Origin of the sequence: Halorubrum lipolyticum DSM 21995 (assembly GCF_000337375.1) — an archaeon.
Classification (GTDB): domain Archaea; phylum Halobacteriota; class Halobacteria; order Halobacteriales; family Haloferacaceae; genus Halorubrum; species Halorubrum lipolyticum.
On the sequence record NZ_AOJG01000020.1, the window covers coordinates 15997 to 40646 of the forward strand.

The following is a 24650-nucleotide window of genomic DNA, read 5'->3' on the forward strand; positions in this document are numbered from 1 at the left end:
TCCGCGTAGCCTCGCCGTCGCTCGCGCGGCCCCTGCGTCGCCCACCGAGCCGAACCCCTGAAATACCTCGCTCGCGTACCGAACCGCAGTGTCACAGCAGTTGGCCGAGGTCGAGACGCTGTTCCTCCACGAGGCGCGGAGCGACTACACCGTCGTCGCGAACCGAGACGGGAGTCGGGTGCTCCGCGGGCGGCTCGAACTCAAGGAGACCTCCGCGGGGCCGCGCCCGGGGAAGTTCCGAGTGATCCGCGACGGCGAGGACCAGCCCCGCCAGCCCGACGAGTTCGTCGACCTCGCCCGCGCGGCCGGCCGGATCCGGATCTCCGAGCAGACCTCGCCGGAGAACCGAAAGCGGCTGAAAGAGATGCTCGACGGCTACCAGCTGGAGGCGACGGCGGTCCGGACCTGCCGGCGCTGCGCGAACGACGGCCGGTACGGCCCCATCACGAGCGACGGCGCGATCGAGCACAACGGCGAGCTGATCTGCCGCGACTGCGCCCGCAGAGAGCTCGAACGCGAGCTCTCTTATAAAGGCGAGTTCACGGGCGCCGCCGAGGAGCGCCTCGAAGAGCTCCTCTACGAGTCGGGCGACCTCGACCGGATCGTCAACCTTCTGCAAGGCGGACTCGACCCCGACCTCACCAAGTACGACGAGGTCTCCGCCAACGTCGACGACGTCTCGCCGGTCCGGACCGAGGACCTCGACCTGCATCCGGACCTGTCCGCGCACCTGCAAGGCCGCTTCGAGGAGCTGCTCCCGGTCCAGAGCCTCTCCGTGCGGAACGGCCTCTTGGACGGCGACGACCAGCTCGTCGTGAGCGCGACCGCGACCGGGAAGACGCTGGTCGGCGAACTGGCGGGGATCGACCGGGCGCTGAAGGGGGACGGAAAGCTCCTCTTTTTAGTCCCGCTCGTCGCGCTCGCCAACCAGAAGCACGAGGACTTCAAGGACCGCTACGGCGACCGGCTGAACGTCTCGATCCGCGTCGGCTCCTCGCGGGTGAACGACGACGGCAACCGCTTCGACCCGAACGCCGACGTGATCGTCGGCACCTACGAGGGGATCGACCACGCGCTCCGCACCGGGAAGGACCTCGGCGACATCGGCACCGTCGTCATCGACGAGGTCCACACGCTGAAAGAAGGCGAGCGCGGCCACCGCCTCGACGGCCTCATCTCGCGACTGAAGTACTACAGCGAAGAGCGGATGGCGACCCACGAGGGCTACGGCGGCACGCAGTTCGTCTACCTCTCGGCGACGGTCGGGAACCCCGAGTGGCTCGCCGAGAAGCTCCGGGCGACGCTCATCGAGTACGAGGAGCGACCCGTCCCCATCGAGCGCCACGTCACCTTCGCGGACAGCCGCGAGAAGGCCGACATCGCGGACAAGCTCGTGAAGCGGGAGTTCGACACGAAGTCGTCGAAGGGGTACCGCGGGCAGACGATCATCTTCACGAACTCCCGGCGGCGCTGCCACGAGATCAGCCGGAAGCTCCGGTACGACTCCGCGCCGTACCACGCCGGGCTCGACTACAAGCGCCGGAAGAAAGTCGAGCGGCAGTTCGGGAACCAGGACCTCTCGGCGGTCGTCACCACCGCGGCGCTCGCGGCCGGGGTCGACTTCCCCGCCTCGCAGGTGATCTTCGACTCGCTGGCGATGGGGATCGAGTGGCTCTCCGTCCAGGAGTTCTCGCAGATGCTCGGCCGGGCCGGTCGGCCGGACTACCACGATCGCGGGCGCGTCTACCTCCTCGTCGAGCCCGACGGCGTCTACCACAACTCCATGGACCGCACCGAAGACGAGGTCGCGTTCACCCTCCTCAAAGGCGAGATGGAAGACGTGGCGACCCACTACGACGAGACCGCCGCGGTCGAGGAGACGCTGGCGAACGTCGTGGTCGCGGGCAAGAAGGCCAAGCGGCTCAACGACCGGATGATCGGCGAGGTGCCGACGAAACACGCGATCGGCAAGCTGCTGGAGTGGGAGTTCATCGACGGCTTCGAGCCGACGCCGCTCGGCCGCGGGATCACGCGTCACTTCCTCGCACCCGACGAGGCGTTCTTCATGCTCGACGCGATCCGGAAGGGGACCGACCCCTACCAGGTCGTCGCCGACCTCGAACTGCGCGACGACGAGGAGTGAGAATCCGCCGCGCAACGAAACTCTTTACCGGTCGATGCGGGTACGTATGGGTGCGGGACCGTGGGTTAGTGGTATACTCCGGGCCTTGGGTGCCCGTGACCCCGGTTCGAATCCGGGCGGTCCCATCCCGAAATTTCTGCTCGGTATCGCTCCAGCACCGACCGACGGCGACGACGCCGCTCTCCGATCCGGTCGCCGCCTTTCGAAATCCTTTTGTCTCGAATCGGCGTTGGTCCGAGTGCGAGCCGCCTTAGCTCAGACTGGGAGAGCACTCGACTGAAGATCGAGCTGTCCCCCGTTCAAATCGGGGAGGCGGCATGCTTTTTCACGTGAACAGCATCTGTGAGCCCCGCCTGAAGATCGAGCTGTCCCCCGTCCCCGTGAGCGTAGCGAGCGGGGAACAGTGAGACGACCGAAGGGAATCTCACGCGTTTCAAATCGGGGAGGCGGCATATTTCGAGACGGTGAGCGGAGCGAACCGTCGAGAAAACGACGCGATCCCGGTTCGGGCAGTCTCCGACTTCGATCGGGAGGAACGCTCATTATGCCGCCGTCGCTATCCACACGGGTGAGCGACGACCCCCAAACCGACCGCGACGATCCCGACGACGGACCGCTCGCCAGCCGGAAGCGCCCGCTCCGGTACGTGATGAGCGCGGCGTACGTAATCGCGGGGATCACGCACTTCCTCGCGCCGACGGCGTTCGCGCGGGTCGTCCCGCCCGGCCTCCCGCGACCGCGCGCCCTCGTGTACCTCTCCGGGATCGCGGAGATCGGGCTGGGACTCGGGGTCGCGTGCGATCGGACGCGGCGCGGGTCGGCGTGGGGGATCATGGCGCTGCTCGGCGCCGTCTTCCCCGCGAACGTCTACATGGCGACCGACGACGTGGCGGCCGAGCTCGCGCCCGACCGCCTCTCGGGGATCGCTCGCGCGGCGGCGTGGGCGCGGCTCCCGCTGCAGGGCGTGTTGCTGCTGTGGGCGTGGTGGCACACGTCCCCGGACGCCGGGTCCGAAAGCGGCGCCGAGACCGAGGCGGAGACGAGAGCTGAGGCGGCGAGCTAAGCGCCGGGACGGAGCGGCGCCGCGCAGCGGCGACAGTAGTCGAAACCCGACTCGTTGGCCGCGCCGCACTGGGGGCACGTCGCGGTCGAATGGCTCGAGTCGTCCGCCGATCCCGGGCCGTACTCCTCGTCTTCCGTATACTTCTCTACCTCTCCGGCCCGTCGGCGCCGGCGGAGGTCGCGTCCCTCCCGGACGATCCCGCGGAGCACGCGGAGTCCGGCACCGAGGGCGACGAGCAGGAGCGCCCCCGTGACGGCGAGGTAGATCGCCCCGAGATCGATCATACGAGCCCTACGGGCCGCGGACGTAGATATTGTGGGACGATCGCACGGGACACGGCCGACCGCAGCGCCCGGGAGTCAGTACCGGAGCGTGGCGTCGAGGATGCCGGCCGTCTGCCCGGCGCCGACGACCGCGAGTGCGACTGCGGTCAACGTCGCCGACGGCGCGACCGCGACGCCGAGCGCCCCGGCGACACAGCAGACGGCGCCGAAGTCGTAGATCCGGGCGCCCGCCTCGACGCGCCTCCGAGTACGGGCGAACCCGACGGCCGGGAGGAGCGCCCAGCCGTACAGCGAGACCGCGAGCAGCGCCTCCGGGGAGACGCCGAGAGTCCCGTCGAGCGCGAGGAACCCCGCGACGCCCGCGAGCGTGACGGGCGTGCCCGCGAGGACGACGAGCTTCCACGTCCGGAGCACGCCCTCGGCCATGTCGCGCCACGAGGCCGCGACGAACGCGACGAGCAGGACGCTCATGACGACGTGCGCGACGAACAGCGCGTGCGTCGAGACGACGCCGAGGGCCGTCGCGGCGACGACGAGCCACGCCGCCGGCACGAGCAGCGCCGGACCGTTCTCGCGGAGGCGTCGGAACACGACGGAGCGGTTCGGCGCGGTCCGGCATAAGCGTCGGGGCGATCCCCCGGGCGATCATTCGGCACCGGCAACGTCTGCGCCCGTCTGCCGAGTCGATCGGATCCGGACTTCGGAGCGTTTCGGGGACGAAACAGCCGGATCGGTCGGGCTCTCGGATCGAGTCCGGTCGTACGGTCACCGATCGTCGCGATCGTCGCCGATTGGGGAAACGAATGTCCGCCTACACCCGTGGTAACTGTACACTCGCAATCCTTATGCCGGGACGGGGCGTCCGTTAGGATGCAATGGCGACCGGAAAGGTTGATTTCTTCAACGACACTGGCGGCTACGGATTTATTGAGACTGACGACGCTGACGACGACGTGTTCTTCCACATGGAAGACGTCGAAGGGCCGGACCTCGAAGAGGGCCAGGAGCTCGAGTTCGACATCGAGTCCTCGCCCAAGGGGCCCCGCGCGTCCAACGTCGTTCGGCAGTAAGCCGATCCGATACGGTGGGTCGGTCCGGCTGACGCCGAACGCGACTCTGACACGCGACAACGAGACTTCTGCCCGCCCCCGGACGCACGTCCGACGCGGGTTCTTATCACGACACTGAGCGTCGCCGCCGCCGATCGGTCGAGCCGTCACGGACGGTTCGGGCGGCGACGACGAGCGGCGCGCTCGTCGCGCGCCAATTTATAAGAGAGGAGCGGCGCGACCGCCGAGTCAGATATGTTGCCCGAAGAGCCCCCGGCCCTTGGTCACCTCGACGTCGCCCTCGACTTTCGTCTGGCACGCGAGGCGCACGTCGTGGCTCGGGTGGTGCGGCGGGAACCAGAGGCGGGCCTTCTCCTTTTTCCCCGGCTCGCTCACCTCGCCGTCGACCTGAACCGCACAGGAACCGCACGACCCCGAGCCCCGGCAGTTGAGCTGCTTCATCTTGCCGTTGTACACGGAGAGCCCGGCCTCCGCCAACACGTCGCGCAACACGTCGCCCTTCTCGCACTCGATCTCTTCTCCCTGGTAGGATACGGTCGGCATAGACGATCGAGTGGTACGCGACCGACCCACAAAGAGTCTGGGTAACGCGATCGACGCGACCCCAAGCCGGGGCGAGCGTGCGCCGAACGTCTGACGACGGACGGGGCGTTTTTTACCCTCGGACCCGCAGGTGAAGCGTAATGGGACTCAGGTGTCTGCTCGGGCACGATTTCGGCGAGCCCGAACTACGGCGCGAGCGCGAGGAGGACGGGAACGAGGTCGTCACCACCGTCACCGAGGTGAAAACCTGCGCTCGCTGCGGCGAGACGCAGGTGGTCAGCGAGAACACCGAGGTCACGACGATGGAGCAGCTGACCGACGAGGCCACCGCCGCGGGCGACGAGCCGACCGGAGCCGACGCCGACCCGGAGCGCGGGCCCCCTGCGACGGGCATCGGAGGGATCGGTTCCGACGGTGTGGAGGCCGGAGGCGGCTCGGGGAGTACGGATGCCGACGCCGCCGGATTCGGGGGCGACATCGACGGCGACGACGCCGTGATCATCGACGAGAGACCCGGAGAGGAAGGACCGGCCGGTAGCGGCCGCGATCCGGGTCCGGCCGACGCCGGGACCGCGGAGGCGGCGCCCGACGATTCGGTCGCGTCGACGGCAGACGTGGGAGCGGACGCGGACGGCGAGACGGAGGCGGCCGACGACGGCGGCGCGGAGCTGATCGACGACGGCCCGTCGAGCGCGGGCGACGAGGGCGACGGCCTCGAACCCGACGAGGGCGAGTACGCGGCGTACCCGGAGGCGGAGACGGCGGAGGCGGCGGAGACGCCCGCGGACGAAGAGCGCGCCGAGACCGACGACGGCGTGATCCTCGACGAGACGGAGGAGCCGGCCGACGACCGCGAGCGCGGCGCGTGGCCGGACGTGGACGAGTCGGACGAGGGGGACGGGGAGCCGACCCCGTGGCCCGAACACGGCGGCGAGGACGAGGGGTTCAGCGCCGAGGTCGGCGAGGGCGACGCGGGCGACGTGGAATTCGGCGGCGGGCTCACGCCCGAGGCCGCGGACCCGCCCGCCGACGGCGAGGACGCGGAGTACGTCGAGGCGCCCGCGCCCGGGGCCGAGGGGGACGGGACGGCCGAGGGCGGGGCCGTGGTCGACGAGGGCGTCGAGATCACGCGCGGCGACAGCCCGGACCTCAGGACGTCGACCGCCGACGTGGCGACGGAGTACTACTGCCCCGAGTGCGAGATGACCCGCGCCGCCGACGGCAACTCCATGCGCGCGGGCGACATCTGTCCGGAGTGCAAGCGCGGGTACGTCGACGAGCGACCGGTCTGAGCGCGGACGCGTCCCGAGCGGCGCCCGATCGATCGCCCGCCCGCGGCCCTCGATCGACGGTGAACCGGGCGAAGACCCCGTGACGAAACTGGTTTACGGCCCCCTGTCGAACGAACGCGGCATGAAGGAGTACAAGATGCGACGCGGCGAGCATCTGGACGACCGTATGCCCGACTTGAAAGGCTCCATCGAGGAGTACTTCGGCGAGGTCACCGCCACGGAGGAGTGGCAGGGCCACGAGCTGTACGTCGTCGAGGACCCGGACAACCCCGTGTTCGACCGCATCGTCGCCGGCGCCGCGGAGTACGGCGGCAAGAAGGACAAGCTCGCGGTCCACTTCGAGGAGCGTCCAGCCGAGGACGTGATCGCCGAGGGGAACGCCGACGCCGCGGCCGACGCGGTCGACGCGAAAAACGAGTTCTTGCTGGAGGCGACCGGTCGCGACGCGAAGTCCCGGCGCGACTCGCTGAAGCGCGAAGTCGAGGACGACGCGCCCGACTACTGAACGGTTCGCGCTGGACCGCCGAGCGGGCGCCGATCGAGGGACCGAGAGGTTGCAAACAGTTTAGTGCTCTCCGGCGAGGTACCGAGCCGTGACGCGAGGGACCGATCCCGAGACGGCGGAGCCGAACGCGGACCGGCGGGAGGGGACGTGTGATTACTCCCTCCCGGTCCCCGACTACCTCGAATCGTACCCGTGGCTCGACGAGACGCCGAACTGGGGGATCGACGCGTCGACACCCGGCGTTCGGGACGGTGCTTGGCGCTGTCCCCACGACGCCGAAGGGGGCGCCGACTACTGCGCGTTTCACCGGGATGCCGGGGACAGATCCCCGGACGCGGAATCCGTCTCGACGCTTCTGATCCGGCGTATCGAGGCGGCGAACGAGACGTCCGACCCCGAACGACGGCGGCGGATGCTCCAGTTTATCGGCGCGCGGCTCGGTCGCCTCGACTTCGAGTCACAGGTCGTCGGCGGGGAGAGCAGGTCGACGATCGACCTCCGGCACGCGTCGATCGGCGCGGTCTCGTGTCGCCGGACGGAGTTCAGACAGCCGATCGACTTCTCGGCCGCCGTCTTCGACTCCGGGGCCGCGCCGCCGGAGTCGCCGGGGCGCGAGGTGCTCGATCCCGCTCTCGAACAGATCCCGTTCGGGATCGATTTCACGCACGCGGACTTCGCCGACATCGTCCGGTTCGACGGGACGACGTTCCGGCGACCCGCGCTGTTCCGTGACGCCGAGTTCGACCACCCGACGAGCTTCGGGGACGCGCGGTTCCGCGATCACGTCTCGTTTCTCACGGCCGACTTCCGCGACATCGTCATGTTCGACGACGCGCGGTTCCGGCGCGATGTCCGGCTGCAAGCGTGCGAGTGCGTCGACCTCGTCGATTTCAAGCGGTCGTACGTCGGCGGGCGTCTCAACCTCGATCGGGTGGTGTGTCGCGGGGATGTCGAACTCGACGAGGCGAACCTAGCCGACCGCCCCCCGGATGCCGACGACAGGTGGCTGGAGACGACCGCCGGTCGGGTGACGGCGGACATGGCGGTCGTCACCGGTCGGCTGTCGTGTAACGAGGTCGCGTTCGGTCGTGAGATTCGGGTTCGCGAGGCCGAGATCGGTCGCCTGCGGCTCCGGGAGCCCGAGACCGATGGAGCCGCCGCGTACGTCGATCTCGCCAGGTCGACGATCGGGAAGGGGACGCTGGGTCAGCCTCCCGCCGGCGGGTCGGTGATATACGACCTCCACCGAACGACGCTCGGGAACGTGCGGTTCGAGAGCGATCCCGACACGACGGTGATCGACCGGATCAGGTTCCACCGGACGGAGTACGACGGGTTCGACTTCACCGACGACGACGCGCTCGACCTCGACGCCGCGAGCCACCGGATCCACGGGTTCAGCGTCGACGCCATGTCGGTTCCCTGCTACTGCGGCGACGGATCGGAACACGAGGGACGGTTCATCGTCGACGATCCGGCGTGTCCCAGACACGACCGCGAGTTCGGTCACGGGGCGATGCAGGCGACGTACGCGTACGCGAAAAACGGGGCGGACGACGCCGGCGACAACGCCAGCGCGGGGTCGTTCTTCTACCGCGAGATGTGCGCTCACCGGTACGAACACCGGTACGACGCGCTCACGCGGGGTGCCGGTCCGATCGGGCGGGTCGCGGCGGCGACGCGGTGGGGACGGTCGGCGCTGCTCGCCGCGACGACGGGGTACGGTGAGCGGCCGTATCTCGTGGTCGTCTCCTCGTTCGTCGTCGTGGCCGCGTTCGGCTCCGCTTACTGGGCCGCCGATCTACTCCGAACGGAGTACACCGTGATCGAGGCGTTCGTGTTCTCGTTCCAGTCGTTCGTCGCCTTCGTCCTCGGACCGCCGGACGGCGCCACCCTATACGTCGAGGCGCTCTCCGCGATACAGGGGTTCATCGGTGCGTTCCTGATCGCGCTGTTCGTCTTCGCGTTCACGCGCCGGATCCACCGGTGAGTGGGGCGACCGGCATACAAAAGTCGGTGGGGGGTGAACCGGGAGCCATGTCAGCGATCGTCGTGTCAGCCGTCGATTCCTACGACGTGAGCGAACGGACGGTTACGCTCTCGTGTGCCGTGGAGTCCGACGAGCGAGACGTGACGCGGACCGTCCCGGTGTCGATTCGGTTTCACGCGCCGGGGATCTTTCGGTTCGAGCTGCGAGCGAATCCCGAAACGCCGGCCGCGGAAGCACCGCGAACGTATTCAGCAGACGAGGTCCGTGAGCCGGTATCGCTTTCCGTCACCGAGAACGACGGCGTCCTCGTCGCGGAGACGTCGGCACTGACCGTTCGGATCGGGACCGACGAGTGGCTGTTCGACGTGTCCGACGCGAACGGACGGTCCCTACTGAGCGAGCAGCGGTCCGACCGGAACGCGAAGGGGGAGGTCCGAAGCCGCCCGCTCGGGTTCGAGGAGGAGGAAGTGAACGGCTGGCCGCTCCGGGTCGATGGCACCCGGACCGCGTTCGCTCTCGGCCCCGACGAGCGGATATACGGGTTCGGGGAGAAGTTCACGGAGTTCGACAAGCGCGGCCGCGAGATCGAGTCGTGGATCACGCAGCCGAACGGGACGGAGACCGAGCGTTCGTACAAGAACGTTCCGTGGTTCGTCTCGACGCGGGGGTACGGGCTCCTCGTGGACACCGTTCGCCGGACCCGCTTCGACGTGGGGCGTTCGTCGTCGGTGACGAACCAGATCCGCGTCGACGGAGACGACCTTCGGTTCGTGTTCGTTCACGGCCCGGAACTCAAGTCGGTCCTCCGTCGCTACACGGCGATGACGGGGCGGCCGAACCGCCCCGAACCGTGGACGTTCGGCGTATGGATGTCGCGGCTGAGCTACGAGTCCCGCGAGGAGGTCGAGTCCGTCGCGGCGCGACTCCGTGAGCGGTCGATCCCGTGCGACGTGGTACACATCGACCCCGCGTGGATGTCGCTCGACGACATGTGCGATCTGCGGTGGGACACGGACGCGTTTCCGGACCCCGAGGCGATGATCGAAGAGCTCGCTGCGGAGGATTTCAGGGTCTCGCTGTGGGAGTTCCCGTACGTGCAGGTCGACTCCCCGCTGTTCGAGGAGTTCGCACGAAAGGGGTACTTCGTCGAGGACGGGTCGGGGTCGCCGTACGTCCTGTCTCGACTGAGTGCGGACAACAGGGGGAGTATCGTCGACTTCACCGACCCGGACGCCCGGGAGTGGTGGGCCGAGCGACATCGACAACTGACGGAGATGGGAGTGGACGCGTTCAAACTCGACTTTGGGGAGTACCTGCCGCGGGACGCGGTGCTGGCCAACGGTCGGACGGGCGCGGCGATGCGGAACCGGTACCCCAGGGAGTACCAGCGAACGGTGAGGGATGCGATGCGAGCGGCCGGGAGAGAGCAACCGACGCTGTGGGTCCGTGCCGCGTGGACGGGCGATCAGGTGTTCCCGATCCACTGGGGCGGAGATCCGAACACCACCTTCGAGTCGATGGCCGCGAGCCTGCGAGGGGGACTCAGCCTCGCGCTGTCCGGATTTTCGTTCTGGGCGGCTGACATCGGCGGGTTCCGGGGGACGCCGTCGACGGAACTGTACGTCCGGTGGGCGCAGTGGGCGCTCCTCGGGAACAGCCACGCGCGGTTCCACGGGACGACCCCGCGAGAGCCGTGGGAATTCGGTGAGACGGCCGAGCAGATCGTTCGCGAGCACGCCGAGGAGCGGTACCGCCTGCTACCGTACCTCTGCTCGTACGGGGAGCGAGCGAGCCGAGAGGGACTCCCGGTCATGCGACCGCTCGTGTTGGAACATCAGGGCGATCCGGCCGCGCGGGCGATCGACACCCAACACTACGTGGGTGAGGAGCTCATGATCGCCCCGGTGCTGTCCGCCGACGGGCGGCGGGAGGTGTACCTCCCGGAGGGGGAATGGGTCGACTACTGGACCGGAGAGCGATACGCGGGCGCCCAGACCCTCTCGCGCGACGTGCCGCTCGACACGGTCCCGCTGTTCGTCCGAGCGGGGAGCGTCGTGCCGACCCGCGAGGCGAGCCAACACGTGGGCGAGGGACCGTGGACGCTGCGGCTACGGGTGGAGTTCGAGTCGGAACCGACCGGAGAGCGGGAGGAGATAGCCTTCGAGTACCACGGCCGTACCGGAGACGAACGCGGGACGATAACCGCGATCCGCGAGCCGGGCTCGAGCGACGTCCGCGTCGAGACCCCCGACGGGTGTCCGATTGCCGAGGTGCGGGCCGCCCGGTTCGGAGAGCCGCCGTCCACTCTCAGTGTCGACGGCGCGACGTACGCTCGCGTCGACGACGACCCCGGCCCGCGCGAGTGGACCTTCGATCCGGACACCGGAGTCGCGCGCGCCGTCGTCGCCTAACGGTCGCCCCGGTCCGACGCACCCGGATTTCTCGCGGTCAATGACCGGCTATTTCCGCAGCGTCGCGTGTTTTCACCGCCCGGTCGTCGGAACACGCCGAACCGAGACGGGACGGGGAACGTCAGGATCGATCGGTGTGAAAGTTTATTCGGAACTGAGTTAATACTTCGACGGATTTAAGCCGTCAGGGGACGAAGGGGAAGTATGAGCATCGAGACAGTCGTACTAGCGGTCGGAACGGAAGACGAGGAACGAACAGAGCAGCTCGCGAGGGAGGCTATCGCGGTGGCCAAGCCCGCGGGCGCGACGGTCGTGTTGACCCACGTGTTCTCCGACGAGGAGTTCGAAGCGGTCAGGTCGCGGCTGGGCGTCGACAAGACGAGCGAGGGGTCGACCCCCAACGCCGTCGCCGAGCGACACACGACGACGCGGGCACTCGCGAAGGTGCTCAACGACGCCGGCGTCGACTACGAGATCCGCGGCGCGGTCGGCGACCACGCCGACGAGGTCGTCGCAGCGGCGAAGGCCGTCAACGCCGACCGCATCCTCGTCGGTGGACGCAGCCGATCGCCGACCGGAAAGGCCGTCTTCGGGAGCGTCGCACAGGAGATCATGCTCTCGGCGCCGTGCCCGGTGACATTCGTGCGAGACGTCGACGCCTAAGCGGGCGAACCCCCCTACGGGTCGATCACGACGAGATCGCGCGCGTCGCGACGACTCCTCGCTCACCGATCGCGGCGAACGGTCCCCTGAAGCGTCCCGTTTAAGTAACACCGGTTCGCGGGTTTACCCGATGTACTACGTGGGCGTCGATCTCGGAGCGACGAACGTCCGGGCGGTCGTCGGCGACGAGACCGCGACGATCCTCGGGTCCGAGTCGCGAGGTACCCCGCGCGGGCCGAGCGGGATCGCGGTCACCGAGGCCGTTCTCGACGTGATCCGCGGCGCGTGCGAGGCCGCCGGGATCGATCCGACCGCGGCCGTCGCGGCCGGGATCGGCTCGATCGGGCCCCTCGATCTGGCCGCCGGGGTCGTACAGGGGCCGGCGAACCTCCCGGACACCGTCGAACGGATCCCGCTCGTCGGGCCGGTCTCGCAGCTGTTGGACACCGACGAGGTCCACCTCCACAACGACACCATCGCGGGCGTCATCGGCGAGCGGTTCCACTCCGAGCGCAACCCCGACGACATGGTGTACCTCACCATCTCCTCCGGGATCGGCGCCGGCGTCGCCGTCGACGGCAACGTGCTCTCGGGGTGGGACGGCAACGCCGGCGAGGTCGGTCACATGACCGTCGACCCGCACGGCTTCATGACCTGCGGCTGCGGCCTCGACGGCCACTGGGAGGGGTACTGCTCCGGCAACAACATCCCGAAGTACGCCCGCGAACTGCACGAGGAGGACCCGGTCGAGACCGTCCTCCCGATCGAAGACCCCGACTTCTCCGCGGTCGACGTGTTCGAGGCGGCCGGCGAGGACGTCTTCGCGGACCACGTGATCGACCAGGTCGCCCACTGGAACGCGATGGGCGTCGCCAACGTCATCCACGCGTACGCCCCGCTGGTCGTGAGCGTCGGGGGCGCGGTCGCGCTCAACAACCCCAAGCGGGTGCTCGACCCGATCCGCGAGAAGCTCGCCGACATGGTGTTCATCAACGTCCCGGAGGTCCGGCTCACCGAGCTCGGCGACGAGGTGGTGGTGAAGGGCGCGCTCGCGAGCGCGCTCACCGGGGGCACGGGCGACCGGTCGCGGGTGGAGTCGCCGCCCGAGTGAACGGGCAGGGAGGCGGAGGAGCGCGGAGGCGGATCGGGGGCGACCGCGATCAGTCTTCGAACTCGGTCATCTCGGGCTCGACGGGCGGATCGACCGCGTCGCGCGTGTCGAGGTACGCGTCCCGGTACCGGCGGAGCTTCCGTAAGAGGACGTACCCGAACGCTCCCTGAAACAGGATCACGAAGACGAACAGCGAGAGGACCTGCGGCAGCCCGGTCGCCAGCGAGAGCACCGTCGTCACCGGTCCGACCAGCGAGTTGTACAGCGCGTGGATCGCGGCGGCGATGACGAGCCCCTTCACGACGATCGGCCCGCGGTTCCCGGGGTTGAACTTCGCGAGCCCGAGGTAGTACCCCGCGAACGCGGAGTAGATGACGTGTCCCGGGCCGGCCAGCGCGCGCAGCGCGGCGATCCCGTCGCCCGCGCCGAGGGCGGCGAGGCCGAGGGACAGCTCCGCCAGCTCGACGGTCCGAGCGATGTACACGAGGTTCTCGATGACGACGAATCCGAGCCCGGCGATGGCGCCGTACACCGCGCCGTCGATGACCGCGTCGAACCGGTCGTCGGTGTACGCGTAGAGCCGGACCGCGAGCAGCTTCACCGTCTCCTCGATCGGCCCGACGATCACGAAGAAGAAGAGGACGAGCCCGGGGAATCCGAACGGAGAGAAGTACGGCTGGGCGTAGCTGTTGAGCACCGCGGCGAACGTCGCGGTCAGGATCGACAGCAGGAACGTCGCCACGAGCAGCGAGAGCGGCTCACCGGTGGTCACGTCGGAGACGTACACGTACGCGGCGAGTCCGAGCGCCGGGACCGCCGAGAGCCCGACGAGCATCGCGACCGTCGGGTCGAAGACGAGCCCGAGCCCGAAGGAGCCGAGGATCGCGAGGAGCCCGAGGAGCGCGACGAAGACGACGAACGCCTTCGCCGACCGAGTGATGAGCCAGTGCAACGCGACCGAGAGGCCGTCGAGGGAGGTGCGCTCCTCCCACGTGGCGATGTCGTAGAGGTCGCGGTCGTCGTCGGCGCGCGACTCGACCGGATCCGACCGGGATGGCATGTCAGCGGGTTCGGACCGGGGCGACTTAAGCCGTGGCAGGGGTCGGGGCGCGACGCGGCCGAACGATCGCACGAAACGGAGCCGACAGAATTGAAACCGCGGCGACCGAAGAGGCGGTATGCACTTCGACGCACGGACCCAGCGGGCCCTCCGCGAGGCGGGGCTCGACGCGGACGCGATCGCGGCGGCGTCCGACCGAGTCGCCGAGCTCGTCGACGAGGACGCCGACCGCCTCCGGGAGTTCTTCGAGCCGGCGGGACCCTACCACTCCGACATGGAGACGGCCCACAGCACCGCCGAGAGACAGGAACACGCGAGCGCGGACGTCGACCTGTTCACCCACGGGAGTGACCTCCGCGGCTACCTCTCGCTCGACGGCTGGGGCGTCCCGGTCGAGGGCGGGCGGGTGCTGCGGACGGCGGAGACGGGAGGCGTGGACGGCGGGAGCGGCGAGACGGCAGGCGACGGCGAGGGGGAGGGAGGAGACGCCGACGAGGTCCCCGTCCTCGTCGAGCTCTCGCTCGGCGCGACCGTCCACGACCGCGTCCGGTTCGCGCGCGACCCCGACGAGCTATGAACGTCCGGGTACGCGGCATCTACGCGACGGCGCTCACGCGGACGCTGCTCGACGCGGGCCACGAGGTCGTCGACGCGTCGCCGCCGATCCGCCGGCGCTTCGACGCCGAGTTCGAGACGGCGCCGCCCGACGTTCGGATCGCGACGACCGACGACCGGCAGGGCGTCGGCGCGCACGGCGACCCGGACGCGGTCGCGTCTCTCCGCGACCTCCTGACCGACGCCGGTCTCGACGCGATGGCGTGGGGCGATCCGACGCCGCCCGGGACCGTCCTCGACGGGACGGTGACCGAGACGCTCGGCGGCGGGGCGGTGGTGGAGCTTCGCGTCGGCGGAGACGAGGGCGGGAGCGGCGACGCCGCCAGCGCCGAGGGGTACCTCCCCTACGGGGCCGTCGACGACCGGGTCGAGACGGGCGATCCGGTCCGGGTGCGGGTCCGCGAGTCCGCGGCGCCGTGGACGGACCGCCGCCCCGAACTGGGCGGGTCGCTGCGGGCGGGCGGCGGGCTCGTCGCGCTCGAGCCGGGCTCGGGCACGCGCGTCGACGTGCGGAACGACGAGGCCGCCCGGGAGCTCGCGGGGATGCTCGACCTGCTCGGGCTGGAGCCGCCGGAGGGGTGGCGCGCCGTCTGGAAGGCGCCCGCGGTCGACGCGGAGACCGAGGAGCTGCGGGCCGGGCTCGACCGAGCGGTCGCGGCCGCCGAGGGGCTCGACGACGCCGTCGACGCGGCCGGCGGCGTCGGCGTCCTCGACGGTCCGGACCTCGTCCGCGAGGAGCCGCTGGCGACTCCGCACGCCGGGGTCTGGGTGTGGTTCGGCCGCGAGAGCCGGTTCTCGCTCGACGACCGCCGCCGCGAGGCGACGGCGACGATGCCGGGGCACCACCGGGTGAAGGCCGGGTCGGCGGACGCGTCCGCGGGCGTCGACCTCGCGGAGGCGCTCTGCGAGCCCGACCCGGACGCCGCGTTCCCGTTCGGGGTCGTGACGGACGCGTTCGGGCCGGCCGAGGGCGACGCCCTCCGACTCGAACACGGCAAGCCCGACGGGAGACTGATCACGCTGGGCGAGGCGACGGTGACCGCGGTCGACGCCGACGGCTCGGTCACGGTCGAGCGAGAGATGACCGGCGGCGGGACCTACGACGGGCTGGACGTGCCCCGCGAGGCGGGCGACGTGGCCGAGACCAGCCTGAAGGAGGGCCGGTGGTGGTACCCGACCACCTACCGCGGGCGCGACGGGACGGTTCGGGGAACCTACGTCAACGTCTGTACCCCGGTCGAGGTGTTCCCGGGCGCCGCCCGCTACGTGGACCTCCACGTCGACGTGGTGAAACGCCCGGACGGCGCCGTCGAGCGCCTCGACGACGACGAACTGCGGGAGGCGGAGGCGGCCGGCGACGTGCCGGAACCGCTCGCGGAGAAGGCCCGGAGCGTGGCGTCGGCGCTGGAGAACGCTTTTTAAAAACGACGACACGACGGAAAGCCGACGACAACGACGAGACCGAAAGCCGACGGCGACGACCGCGACGCACGTATTTTTAACTCCATTTCGGACGAGAGAAACACCTCTCGTTCGTTACAATAACATTATAAATCATCGCATACACGACCGAACCGAAATGGATGAGAAACAATCTCAGCACGAATTCGAGGAGACGAGTCGTCGGGGGTTCCTCGGCGGCGTGGGAGCGCTCGTGGCCGCGGCCGCGTACTCGCGGGACGTGTCCGGGTCGGCCGCTGACGAGGTCGAAAACGGCGACGACGACCCGGTACAGACCGTCTCGTCACCGGACGGGTCGATCTCGGTGACGGTCGACGTCGGTGACGGCGTCCCGACCTACGAGGTCGCCCGCGGCGGGACGACGTATGTCGAGCCGTCGCCGATCGGCTTCGACTTCCGGAACCAGTCGGCGTTCGGGGCGTCGAGCGCGGAGGGGGGAAGCGACGTCCCCCTGAACGTCACCGGCACCGAACGCGAGACGGCCACGGAGGCGTGGGAGCCCGTGTGGGGCGCGTTCGATGCGGTGTCCGCGGCGTACGAACAGCTCAGCGTCGGACTCGCGGAGGCGGGCGGCGAAAGTGACTCCGACGGCGAGAGCGGCTCCGGCGGCGAGAGCAGCTCCGGCGGCGGGAGCGGGACCGACGACGCCGGCCGCCACGCCACCCTCCAGGTCCGCGTCTTCGACGACGGGATCGGGCTGCGGGTCGTCCTCGGCGAGGGATTCGCGAGCAACGCCGACCGGGCGGTGATCGAGGCGGAGAACACGGGCGTCGAGTTCGCGGACGACTACGACGCGTGGTGGATCGCGAACGAGGTGACCAACCCGCGGTTCGAACAGGAGTACGCGGAGACGCCCCTCTCGGAGATCCCGGGCGGGACCCGACCGACGCAGCCGACCGACACGCCGATCCGGACCGGCGCGCACACGCCCCTGACCGTCGACGCCGGCGACGCCGACGGCTCCGGCGGGGCGTACCTGAGCGTCCACGAGGCGAACCTCGACGACTACGCCGCGGCGACGCTCGCCCCGCGCGACGACGGCGGCGGGACCGGCTTCCGCACCGAGCTCACCCCCCTGCCCGACGGGACGAAGGCGTCGCTGGAGCTCCCCGCGACCACGCCGTGGCGGACGATCCAGCTCGTCGACCGGCCGGGCGAGCTGATCGAGTCGCAGCTCGTCCCCCTGCTCTCCGACCCGCTCGACGAGTCGGCGCTGCCGACCGTCGGCGGGGAGTCCGACACCGACTGGATCGAGCCCCGGAAGTACGTCGGCATCTGGTGGACGATGATCGCCGGGTCGGCCAACTGGGAGTACAGGTCGGACGACGCGATCGCCGGCGGGGGCGGGAACCCCGCCGCGTACGTCCACGGCGCTCGAACCGAGCGGATGAAGCGGTACATGCGGTTCGCGAGCGAGAACGGCATCGACAGCGTGCTCGTCGAGGGGTGGAACGAGGGGTGGGACACCTACCCCGGCGACGGCAGCGGCTTCGGGTTCGGCGTCGACGACTCGTACCCCGACTTCGACGTGCGGGAGGTGACCGGCTTCGGCGCGTCGCTCTCCGACCCGGTGGAGATGACGATCCACAACGAGACGGCCGGGAACCTCCCGAACTACGAGGACGCGATCCTCGACGGAGACGCGTTCGCGGGGTACGACGAGCAGGGGATCAACTCTATCAAGAACGGGTACGTCTCCGACCCCGGCCTCGGGATCGACGGCGACGGCTCGGAGCCGACCCACAACCAGCACAACCAGCTCGCGGTGAACCACCACCGGCTGGTGATCCGCGAGGCCGCCGCGAACCGCCAGCTCCTCGAGATCCACGAGGGGATCAAGCCGACCGGCGAGATCCGCACCTACCCGAACGTGGCGAACCGCGAGGTCGTCAAGGCCCAGGAGTACGACGGCTTCACCCAGCTCGGCTCGAACGTCGGCCGCGACCACCACGTCACGCTCCCGTTCACGCGGAACCTCGCGGGCCCGGTGAGCTACCAGCCGGGCATCTTCGATCTCACCTTCAACGACGACCGCGGCGGTCAGATCCAGACGACGCGCGCGAAGCAGCTCGCGATGTACCCGACGTACCTCAGCGGGCTCCAGATGGCCGCCGACCGCGTCGAGGCGTACGTCGACGAGACGTTCGCGGTCGGCGAGGCGCTCCAGGCCGCCGCCGGCGACCTCGACGGGCTCGTCACCGACGACTCGTGGCGGAACGCGTTCGGTACCAACTTCGTCGCCGTCGACCCCAACCGCGCGCCGAGCGGGTCGTCGGTCTCGTTCACGGTCCGCGACGTGCCCGCGGCCGGGAGCTACGACCTCCACCTCCGGTACGCGAGCGACGCCGAGGAGAACGCCGGCCGGGTGACCGACGCCGGGACTCCCCGAGCGACGCTGCGCGTCAACGACGACCGCGAGACGATCGAGCCCGCGTTCACCGACTACTGGGACGACTGGCAGGTGTTCACGACGGAAGTCGAGCTGGCGGCCGGCGACAACGAGATCGCGATCGAGCTCGACTACGAGGCGAGCGACGACGGCTTCGCCGGCGACGTGGGCGGCTTCAACCTCAACACGGTCGCGGTCGCCGAGTCGGGCGCACCGTCGCCGGTTCCCGCCGAGTACGAGGGGTACACGCCCGAGAACGAGAACTTCGACGCGGAGCCCGAGTTCGGCTTCATCGAGTCGGTCCCGGCGGCCGGCTGGGACGAGACCCGCGTCGTCGGCGCCGCGATCGGTGACTCCCTCGCGATCGCCCGCCGACACGGCGAGGAGTGGTACGTCGGCGTCATGACCGACGGCGACGGGCGGGCGCTCGACGTACCGCTCGAGTTCCTCGCGCCGGGGAACTCGGGCGGTGGCGCGTCTGGACAGGGGAACGGAAACGGGAACGGCGGTGGCAACGGAAACGGGAACGGCGGTGGCAACGGAAACGACCGAAACGGTCCGAAGTACGTCGCGGAGCTCTACTCGGACGCGCTCGGCGCGGGCGTCGACGCCGACCCGACCGGGGTCCGCATCGACGAGGCGATAGTCACGCCGAGTACGACGCTGCTCGCGTCGCTGGCGCCGAGCGGCGGGACCGCGGTCAGACTGCGTCCGGGGCGGGGCCGCGAGATCAACCGGCTCCCCGAGTACGAGCGCCCGGAACAGGAGATTTCGGTGTCGATCGCGGAGGAGGCCGACCTCGGCGAGTCGTTCGTCACCGGGACCGGCACCAACGACGCCCCGTTCGTCGGCGGGACCACGGTCGAGATCGTCGTCGACGGGGCGGTAGAGGCGGTCGGCAACGTCCGGCTCCCGCCGAACGCGACGGACGAGACGGTCGATCTCGGCTTCAACATCTCGCGGATCGGCACGTTCGATATCGTCGTCCGCGAGGCCGACGGCGGGGCCGAACTGGCGTCCGGGAGCGTCACCGTCGCGCCCGGGGACCTCGTGGCGGAACTCACCGATCCCGCCGGGGACGACGACGGGCCGGGCGAGTACGTCTACCCGACGGGCAGTGACTTCGAGGAGGGCGCGTTCGATCTGCGCTCGTTCCGCGTGCTGGAGACGGACGAGGAGTACCGGTTCGCGTTCGAGGTGGAGAATCTGTACGACACGTTCGGCGGGGCGTTCTCACCGCACTACTTCCTCGTCTACCTACGCGACCCGTCGGCCGACGAAGGACGGACGACCGAGCTCGGCGGCGGCTCGGGACTCGACGTCACTGCCGAGTTCGCCCGAACTTGGCAGTATCGGATCGACGCGAGCGGCTTCGGTAGAGGGATCACCGACGCCAACGGAGAGTCTCTCGGAACCCCGGAGGTTTTCGTCAGCTTCGAGTCGAACACAGCCGTGGTCTCGATACCGAAATCAGTGGTCGGCGACGCCGATCTCTCGGACTGGGAAGCGCTGCCGGTCGTCGGCTCGGAAGACCAAGGGAGCTTGCGCCCAGTCAGGATCGACCCCGAAACGTTCGTCTTCGGCGGCGCGCGCGAGGGTGCAGTCGAGAACGCGCCGCGCGTCATCGACCTGATCACGCCCGAGGGCGTCTCGCAGTCCGAGGCGCTCGACTACGGTCCCGACTCGCTGGCGTCGCTCCCGTTCACGCCGCTGTAGCGGGGCGAAGCGTCGGGACGAGAGCCGAGAGGAAGGAGTCCGGCCGGGGGGACTCCCCGGTCGAAACGGCGCTCTCAGAAGTGGTTCGCGGACTCGGTCTCGTGTTTCAGCTCGCCGCCGCGACCGCCCTCGACGGTGGAGGCGCCCTGATCGCCGGAGGAGGCCGACCGGACCGTCACGTTCTCTACCTCGTCGAAGTCCATGATCAGGTCCCGGCGGATGTTGTCGGCGGTGATGTTCGAGATGCCGCAGCCGGAGCAGGTGCCGCCGAGCTCGACGACGACCTCGCCGGTCTCGGCGTCCGCCTCGCGTACGACGCTCGTGCCGCCGTGCATCTGGATGATCGGCATCTGTCCGACCATCCACTCCTCGACCCGGTCCGCGAGGCTCTCGTCGCTCATTGGCTTCACTTCGCGGTCGAGCCTATGGAAGCTTGCGGTTTGCGAGCACGGCGAAAGCGAGAAAGGAACTGTATCACCGTCGATCCTTCGGGAATGGAGCGTTCGAAACCTGTTTCGATTACGGCTGTCACTCGTCGCGCTCGTCCGTGCGCTCCGACTCGCTCGGGAGCCGCGTCGGGTCCGCCGGGTCGTCGCCGTGCATCGAGTCGTCGCGTTCGAGGAGGTACAAGAGCGGACCGAGCGCGGCCAACACGAGCACGCCCGGAAGCGGCGCGTCGGGGACGAGGACGGCGGTGATCCCGGCGGCGCCGGACGTGACGACGACGAAGGCGGCCCACAGGGGCGGCGACCCGAGGTCGACGCCGACCGCGTCGGCGTCGCGGTAGACGAGCGCGGCCGCGACGGCGACGAGGAGCGCGGCGATCCCGGCGCCGAGGACCGTGATGACGGACATACCGATCCTTCGGTCGAGAGGCGAAAAAGGGTGTCGCGAGCGGGCGAGCGGTTTGACGTGAAATTCGGAGCGAAGAGAAGGGGGAGGGAGAGAAAGAGAAGACCGCCGGCCGCGCGCGACGCCTACGGCGCCTCGCCGGTCTCGATGCTGAACGAGTCGCGGGGGTACGCGACGCAGGTCAGGGTGTAGCCGTCGTCGATCTCGGCCTCCTCGAGCATCTGCTGGTTGTCGTGCTCGACGAAGTCCTCGGAGGGACCGTCCGTGATGTGGCCGGCACAGGAGACGCACTGGCCCTGGCGGCAGGCGTACGGGAGGTCCCACCCCTCGTCTTCGCCCTGTTCGAGGATCGGCGCGTCGTTGGAGAGCTCGACGGTCTCGCCCTGCTTGACGAACTCGACCTCGAAGTACTCGACCTCGTCTTCGGGGATGTCGCCGGGGCCGGAGCCACCGGCCTCACCGTCCTCCAGTTCGCCCTCCTCGCCCTCGCCGCCGGCGGGGATCGCTCCGCCGCCGCCACCGCCGCCGATCGAGCGGTTCCCCGGCTCGGGGAAGTCGGTCTCGGGCACGGCGGAGGCGCGTCGTTGGAGCACCTCGTCCGAGATGTCCGTCGCGGGCTCCCACCCCGTCCCCTTCAGCGAGCTGACGAAGACGACGAGCAGCGTCGCGATCGCCCCGAGAACGATCGCGGGGACGTTCGCGATGTTCGCAATGAGCGGAATGAGCATACCAGTGGATATGAAGAGGTGGTTTAAGGCCGTTTTGATCGGTCCAACCGCGTGAGAGGCCGGTAGTGCCGGTCGTTCGACCGTCACCCATCGGCGGAGCGGTCCATTTATCGGCCGAGCGGTCGACTGGGACCGCATGGAAGTCAAATCGCGGCACCACCTCCGGAGCGACGACATCACGACGATCCGCGAGGCGGTCGCCGACCACCTCGGCGTCGACATCGACGGGGACACCTTCGAGTTCGTCGAGTTCGTGGACGCGAACTACGAGCTCGTGCTGGTCGACGGGGAGCCGGCGGTGTTCTACGTCGACGACGACGAGCCGTTCCTCACCGTGCGAGGCGCGAACGACTACGAGCCGAAAACGGGCGTCGTCACGGTCGACGCGGGCGCGATCTCGTTCGTCTCCGACGGCGCCGACGTGATGCGCCCCGGGATCGTCGAGGCCGACCCGGAGATCCGCGAGGGCGACCTCGTCGTCGTCGCCGAGGAGACCCACGAGAAGGTGCTCGCGGTCGGCCGCGCGATGGTCGACGGCGACGACATGGTCGGCGACAGCGGCAAGGTCGTCCAGTCGATCCACCACGTCGGCGACGAGCTGTACGAGTTCGCGGCGTGACCGGGCGGTGTCAGGAGGTTATTTATAAACGGCGTGAGCGATCGCGACCATCGTTTATAAAAGAACGAGCCGTCGGCGCGTGCCCACGAGCGGCGCGCGCGAGGGAGCCCGCGACGGCGTTTATAAACGCCGTCGCGGCGAGGCTGGGGAGGCGTGAGGTGTGGGGCGGTTGCGGTCGGGCGGTCCTCGCGGCTGGGGCTTTGGGGATGTTCACCGCGGAGAAGTCGATCACGCACTGTCGAGCGGCTGGCTTCGGAGGAGTTCGCTGTCGATCCGCCAAAAACCGGTCATACGCAAGCGGCTGAGGCTTGGAGGCGTTCGCCCAAGAACCGCCGGCAACCACTTATAAACGGGCGACTGGAGTATCAACACCACAGCCGTCGAACTCGCGATCGCTCCGCGCCTTTTAATCGCCTCGCCCGCGACCCCCACGTCAATGACCGGGATCCGGGTGCTGAGCTACAACGTCCGCTACGCCAACCGCGGCGACCACCACGACGCGTGGCACGAGCGTCGGGACGCCGTCGGGCGGCTCGTCCGGTTCCACCGCCCGGACGTCGCCGCGTTTCAAGAGCCGCTGCCCGACCAGCGTCGCGACCTGCGCGAGCGCCTCCCGGCGTACGAGTTCGTCGGGCGGGGGCGCGAGACCGGCGGCGAGGGAGAGGGGTGCCCGATCGGGGTCCGCGCCGACCGCTGGGCGGTCGCCGACGACGGCACGTTCTGGCTCTCCGAGACGCCGAGCGAGCCGTCGACCGGCTGGGACGCGGACTACCCGCGGATCACGACGTGGGCGCGGGTTCGGGCGGTCGACGGCGACGCCGCGCTCCTCGTCGTCAACACGCACTTCGACCACGTCAGCGCGCACGCGCGCCGCGAGTCGGCGCGGCTGCTCCGCGAGCGACTCCCGGGGATCGCGGGACGAGACCCGGACGACGCCGGCCGCGGCTCGACGCTCCCGGTCGTGTTCGTCGGCGACCTCAACTGCACGGCGGGGTCCGACCCGCACCGGATCCTCGTCGGCGACGGCCCGGCGGCAGACGCGGGAGACCCGAGCGACGGCCGACTCGCGCTCCGCGACGCGGCCGCGAGCGCCGACCTCCGACACGGCCCGGAGACGAGTCTCACCGACTTCGCGCGGCTGATCGACGGTCGTCGGATCGACCACGCGCTCGTCTCGCCCGGGGTCGGCGTCGAGGCGTTCGCGACGCTCGCCGACCGCGACGACCGAGGGCGGTACCCCTCCGACCATCTGCCGATCCTCGCGCGGCTGGAGCTGTGAAGGAGAGTCGAATACCCTTATAAAAACACTCGAACCCGCCGCCCCCGAAGCTCGCTACTCCTCGTCCGCGTACTTCGCCAACACCGTCTCGTAGCCGCGTTTGGCCGTCTCGTACGTCTCGCGGAGGTCGGCGATCGGCGTCTCGCTCGCGTCGACGCGGAGGTCGTTGTAGTACGGGTCGTCGACCGCCTCCTCCGTGTTCGTCACCTGTAGCGCCGCGGACTGGACCTCCAGGTCCTCCCGCTTGTCGCCGCCGGCCTCGTGGCCCGCCGCGAGCGCGTCGATCAGTCGCTCCGCCAGCGGGGCGTCGCCGTGAGCGTCCGACTCGTAGGCGGCCGCGACGTCGTCGATCACGTCCTCGCCCGTCAGCAGGTTGCCCGCGACCGTGTAGTTCTCGCCGACGACGTGGCCGTACCAGTCGTTACACTCGTCGCCGGAAAAGGCGAAGGTCCCGTCGGCGTCGATCCCGTGGAGCTGGCGCTGGGGTTTCCCCTCGTCCGCGTTTAAAAGAGCGTCTAAGGCGTCGTCGACCGCGAGCCCGTCGCCGAGGTACTCGATCCCCTTCCGGCCGAGTTCGACGTTGACGAGCGACTGGGTCGCCACCGCGCCGTCCGCCGACGCGAACGGACACAGCGTCCCGACCCCCGGGAGGCGCGTGGTCACCGCCACGCCGTACCGGATCCGGTCGCCGCCGTCGTCGTCCGTGTACCGCTCGCGAACGCAGATGCTGAACGTCACACCGGGCGTGGGACGCGAACCGGCAAAAGGCTGCGCACCGGGGGCGGCGTTTCCGGTTTCGTCCGCGAGCCGACCGCACGCCGGTTCGCGCGGACGGTCGCGGCGTCGAGGGGACGAG

At 69.6% G+C, this 24650-nt stretch carries 22 protein-coding genes and 2 tRNA genes; 16 read left to right on the forward strand and 8 right to left on the reverse strand.

All coding sequences use genetic code 11. The features are described from left to right. The first annotated feature begins 88 nt into the window (after positions 1-88). From C469_RS08285 to C469_RS08300, 4 genes are all read left to right on the forward strand, one after another. Positions 89-2143 (forward strand): DEAD/DEAH box helicase, encoded by a 2055-nt coding sequence (locus C469_RS08285; protein WP_008005581.1) that lies wholly within the window; start codon positions 89-91, stop codon positions 2141-2143. Between the two features lie 54 nt (positions 2144-2197). Further along, positions 2198-2268 (forward strand) — tRNA-Pro (locus C469_RS08290). A gap of 119 nt (positions 2269-2387) precedes the next feature. Next, positions 2388-2461 (forward strand) — tRNA-Phe (locus C469_RS08295). Positions 2462-2711: 250 nt separating this feature from the next. Beyond that, entirely contained in the window at positions 2712-3206 is a 495-nt protein-coding gene (locus tag C469_RS08300; RefSeq protein WP_008005583.1) for a DoxX family protein, read from the forward strand. Here C469_RS08300 and C469_RS08305 read toward each other — a convergent pair. Next, complete coding sequence (locus C469_RS08305) at positions 3203-3490, reverse strand: zinc ribbon domain-containing protein (RefSeq protein ID WP_008005585.1); 288 nt, start codon at positions 3488-3490, stop codon at positions 3203-3205. The two genes, C469_RS08300 and C469_RS08305, sit on opposite strands and share 4 nt — an antisense overlap. A 75-nt stretch (positions 3491-3565) precedes the next feature. Continuing rightward, positions 3566-4081, reverse strand: coding sequence for a hypothetical protein (locus tag C469_RS08310; protein WP_008005587.1), 516 nt, complete (start codon positions 4079-4081; stop codon positions 3566-3568). Positions 4082-4365: 284 nt separating this feature from the next. Here C469_RS08310 and C469_RS08315 point away from each other — a divergent pair, with 284 nt between their 5' ends. Continuing rightward, positions 4366-4560: a cold-shock protein gene (locus C469_RS08315; RefSeq protein ID WP_004048101.1), complete on the forward strand. Its 195-nt coding sequence runs from the start codon at positions 4366-4368 to the stop codon at positions 4558-4560. A gap of 228 nt (positions 4561-4788) precedes the next feature. Here C469_RS08315 and C469_RS08320 read toward each other — a convergent pair whose 3' ends face one another. After that, entirely contained in the window at positions 4789-5103 is a 315-nt protein-coding gene (locus C469_RS08320) for a 2Fe-2S iron-sulfur cluster-binding protein (protein WP_008005589.1), read from the reverse strand. 140 nt (positions 5104-5243) lie between these two features. Here C469_RS08320 and C469_RS08325 point away from each other — a divergent pair, with 140 nt between their 5' ends. The 6 genes from C469_RS08325 (at position 5244) to C469_RS08350 (ending at position 13075) form a co-directional block, all read left to right on the forward strand. After that, a complete protein-coding gene (locus C469_RS08325; protein ID WP_008005591.1) occupies positions 5244-6395 on the forward strand; it encodes a DUF7093 family protein in 1152 nt (383 codons plus the stop codon). Positions 6396-6516: 121 nt separating this feature from the next. After that, positions 6517-6900: a DUF5611 family protein gene (locus C469_RS08330; protein ID WP_008005592.1), complete on the forward strand. Its 384-nt coding sequence runs from the start codon at positions 6517-6519 to the stop codon at positions 6898-6900. An 88-nt stretch (positions 6901-6988) separates the two neighbouring features. Continuing rightward, entirely contained in the window at positions 6989-8890 is a 1902-nt protein-coding gene (locus C469_RS08335; RefSeq protein ID WP_008005594.1) for a pentapeptide repeat-containing protein, read from the forward strand. Between the two features lie 47 nt (positions 8891-8937). Beyond that, a complete protein-coding gene (locus tag C469_RS08340) occupies positions 8938-11301 on the forward strand; it encodes a TIM-barrel domain-containing protein (protein ID WP_008005595.1) in 2364 nt (787 codons plus the stop codon). 204 nt (positions 11302-11505) lie between these two features. Continuing rightward, positions 11506-11964 (forward strand): universal stress protein, encoded by a 459-nt coding sequence (locus tag C469_RS08345; RefSeq protein WP_008005597.1) that lies wholly within the window; start codon positions 11506-11508, stop codon positions 11962-11964. Positions 11965-12094: 130 nt separating this feature from the next. After that, on the forward strand, positions 12095-13075 hold the full coding sequence (locus C469_RS08350; protein ID WP_008005599.1) for an ROK family protein: 981 nt from the start codon (positions 12095-12097) through the stop codon (positions 13073-13075). A 49-nt stretch (positions 13076-13124) separates the two neighbouring features. Here the strand turns inward: C469_RS08350 and C469_RS08355 are convergent, their stop codons facing one another. Further along, positions 13125-14135, reverse strand: coding sequence for a PrsW family intramembrane metalloprotease (locus tag C469_RS08355; RefSeq protein ID WP_008005601.1), 1011 nt, complete (start codon positions 14133-14135; stop codon positions 13125-13127). Between the two features lie 118 nt (positions 14136-14253). Here C469_RS08355 and C469_RS08360 point away from each other — a divergent pair, with 118 nt between their 5' ends. The 3 genes from C469_RS08360 (at position 14254) to C469_RS08370 (ending at position 20316) form a co-directional block, all read left to right on the forward strand. Then, the gene (locus tag C469_RS08360; RefSeq protein WP_008005603.1) at positions 14254-14712 is read left to right on the forward strand and encodes a DUF7532 family protein; all 459 of its coding nucleotides are present in this window, start codon (positions 14254-14256) and stop codon (positions 14710-14712) included. Further along, positions 14709-16172 carry a DUF402 domain-containing protein gene (locus tag C469_RS08365; RefSeq protein WP_008005605.1) on the forward strand — a complete coding sequence of 488 codons (1464 nt, stop codon included), beginning with the start codon at positions 14709-14711 and terminating at the stop codon, positions 16170-16172. Before C469_RS08360 ends, C469_RS08365 begins: the two co-directional genes overlap by 4 nt. Positions 16173-16329: 157 nt before the next feature. After that, the gene (locus C469_RS08370) at positions 16330-20316 is read left to right on the forward strand and encodes a glycoside hydrolase family 97 catalytic domain-containing protein (RefSeq protein ID WP_008005607.1); all 3987 of its coding nucleotides are present in this window, start codon (positions 16330-16332) and stop codon (positions 20314-20316) included. 74 nt (positions 20317-20390) lie between these two features. Here C469_RS08370 and C469_RS08375 read toward each other — a convergent pair whose 3' ends face one another. From C469_RS08375 to C469_RS08385, 3 genes are all read right to left on the reverse strand, one after another. Further along, positions 20391-20717: a NifU family protein gene (locus C469_RS08375; protein ID WP_008005609.1), complete on the reverse strand. Its 327-nt coding sequence runs from the start codon at positions 20715-20717 to the stop codon at positions 20391-20393. Between the two features lie 127 nt (positions 20718-20844). Further along, entirely contained in the window at positions 20845-21171 is a 327-nt protein-coding gene (locus tag C469_RS08380) for a hypothetical protein (protein WP_008005610.1), read from the reverse strand. Positions 21172-21293: 122 nt separating this feature from the next. Continuing rightward, positions 21294-21896, reverse strand: a complete 603-nt coding sequence (locus C469_RS08385; protein WP_008005612.1) for a 2Fe-2S iron-sulfur cluster-binding protein — start codon at positions 21894-21896, stop codon at positions 21294-21296. Positions 21897-22032: 136 nt separating this feature from the next. Between C469_RS08385 and C469_RS08390 the strand changes: the two genes are divergently transcribed. After that, a complete protein-coding gene (locus tag C469_RS08390) occupies positions 22033-22515 on the forward strand; it encodes an RNA-binding protein (protein WP_008005614.1) in 483 nt (160 codons plus the stop codon). A gap of 436 nt (positions 22516-22951) precedes the next feature. After that, a complete protein-coding gene (locus tag C469_RS08395; protein ID WP_008005616.1) occupies positions 22952-23794 on the forward strand; it encodes an endonuclease/exonuclease/phosphatase family protein in 843 nt (280 codons plus the stop codon). A gap of 54 nt (positions 23795-23848) precedes the next feature. Here the strand turns inward: C469_RS08395 and C469_RS08400 are convergent, their stop codons facing one another. Further along, entirely contained in the window at positions 23849-24532 is a 684-nt protein-coding gene (locus tag C469_RS08400) for a DUF1028 domain-containing protein (RefSeq protein WP_008005618.1), read from the reverse strand. Positions 24533-24650: the final 118 nt, after the last annotated feature.

What these genes read in the sequence shown, in the direction of transcription:
- C469_RS08305 (WP_008005585.1), bottom strand. Translation starts at nt 3,490, where the DNA reads ATGATCGATCTCGGGGCGATCTACCTCGCCGTCACGGGGGCGCTCCTG.
- C469_RS08315 (WP_004048101.1), top strand. Translation starts at nt 4,366, where the DNA reads ATGGCGACCGGAAAGGTTGATTTCTTCAACGACACTGGCGGCTACGGA.
- C469_RS08320 (WP_008005589.1), bottom strand. Translation starts at nt 5,103, where the DNA reads ATGCCGACCGTATCCTACCAGGGAGAAGAGATCGAGTGCGAGAAGGGC.
- C469_RS08325 (WP_008005591.1), top strand. Translation starts at nt 5,244, where the DNA reads ATGGGACTCAGGTGTCTGCTCGGGCACGATTTCGGCGAGCCCGAACTA.
- C469_RS08330 (WP_008005592.1), top strand. Translation starts at nt 6,517, where the DNA reads ATGAAGGAGTACAAGATGCGACGCGGCGAGCATCTGGACGACCGTATG.
- C469_RS08340 (WP_008005595.1), top strand. Translation starts at nt 8,938, where the DNA reads ATGTCAGCGATCGTCGTGTCAGCCGTCGATTCCTACGACGTGAGCGAA.
- C469_RS08345 (WP_008005597.1), top strand. Translation starts at nt 11,506, where the DNA reads ATGAGCATCGAGACAGTCGTACTAGCGGTCGGAACGGAAGACGAGGAA.
- C469_RS08350 (WP_008005599.1), top strand. Translation starts at nt 12,095, where the DNA reads ATGTACTACGTGGGCGTCGATCTCGGAGCGACGAACGTCCGGGCGGTC.
- C469_RS08355 (WP_008005601.1), bottom strand. Translation starts at nt 14,135, where the DNA reads ATGCCATCCCGGTCGGATCCGGTCGAGTCGCGCGCCGACGACGACCGC.
- C469_RS08360 (WP_008005603.1), top strand. Translation starts at nt 14,254, where the DNA reads ATGCACTTCGACGCACGGACCCAGCGGGCCCTCCGCGAGGCGGGGCTC.
- C469_RS08365 (WP_008005605.1), top strand. Translation starts at nt 14,709, where the DNA reads ATGAACGTCCGGGTACGCGGCATCTACGCGACGGCGCTCACGCGGACG.
- C469_RS08370 (WP_008005607.1), top strand. Translation starts at nt 16,330, where the DNA reads ATGGATGAGAAACAATCTCAGCACGAATTCGAGGAGACGAGTCGTCGG.
- C469_RS08375 (WP_008005609.1), bottom strand. Translation starts at nt 20,717, where the DNA reads ATGAGCGACGAGAGCCTCGCGGACCGGGTCGAGGAGTGGATGGTCGGA.
- C469_RS08380 (WP_008005610.1), bottom strand. Translation starts at nt 21,171, where the DNA reads ATGTCCGTCATCACGGTCCTCGGCGCCGGGATCGCCGCGCTCCTCGTC.
- C469_RS08385 (WP_008005612.1), bottom strand. Translation starts at nt 21,896, where the DNA reads ATGCTCATTCCGCTCATTGCGAACATCGCGAACGTCCCCGCGATCGTT.
- C469_RS08390 (WP_008005614.1), top strand. Translation starts at nt 22,033, where the DNA reads ATGGAAGTCAAATCGCGGCACCACCTCCGGAGCGACGACATCACGACG.
- C469_RS08395 (WP_008005616.1), top strand. Translation starts at nt 22,952, where the DNA reads ATGACCGGGATCCGGGTGCTGAGCTACAACGTCCGCTACGCCAACCGC.